This window comes from Streptomyces sp. SID13726, assembly GCF_010548375.1.
Classification (GTDB): domain Bacteria; phylum Actinomycetota; class Actinomycetes; order Streptomycetales; family Streptomycetaceae; genus Streptomyces.
Map to the genome: position 1 here is coordinate 1 of NZ_JAAGLY010000238.1, position 545 is coordinate 545.

Consider the following 545-nt stretch of genomic DNA (forward strand, 5'->3'; position numbering starts at 1 on the left):
GCGACACGCCCGAGCGCGGGGGTCGGACAGCTAGCGGTTCGAGAGAGAGAGTCAGACGACGCCATGGCGGGACAGAAGATCCGCATCCGGCTCAAGTCCTACGACCACGAGGTCATCGACAGCTCGGCGCGCAAGATCGTCGACACGGTGACGCGCGCTGGTGCAACGGTCGTGGGTCCGGTGCCGCTGCCGACGGAGAAGAACGTCTTCTGCGTCATCCGGTCGCCTCACAAGTACAAGGACAGCCGCGAGCACTTCGAGATGCGCACGCACAAGCGGCTGATCGACATCATCGATCCCACGCCGAAGGCCGTTGACTCGCTCATGCGTCTCGACCTGCCTGCGGACGTGAACATCGAGATCAAGCTCTGAGGCTGGAGGACATCATGACTATTCCCCAGCAGAACGCGCGCCCGGTCACCGCGGTGCTCGGCACGAAGCTCGGGATGACGCAGCTCTGGGACGAGGCCGGTCGCCTCGTGCCCGTGACCGTCGTCGCCGTCGGGACGAACGTCGTGACGCAGGTGCGCACGGCCGACGCCGAC

1 protein-coding gene and 1 pseudogene are annotated in these 545 nt (G+C 65.7%); both read left to right on the forward strand.

Annotated features, from left to right (window positions below; genetic code table 11):
* Positions 1 to 63: 63 nt before the first annotated feature.
* Positions 64 to 372 (forward strand): 30S ribosomal protein S10, encoded by a 309-nt coding sequence (gene rpsJ / locus G3I78_RS47380; protein ID WP_012867945.1) that lies wholly within the window; start codon positions 64 to 66, stop codon positions 370 to 372.
* A 14-nt stretch (positions 373 to 386) separates the two neighbouring features.
* Positions 387 to 545: pseudogene (gene rplC, locus G3I78_RS52570) on the forward strand (50S ribosomal protein L3); the annotation flags it as partial.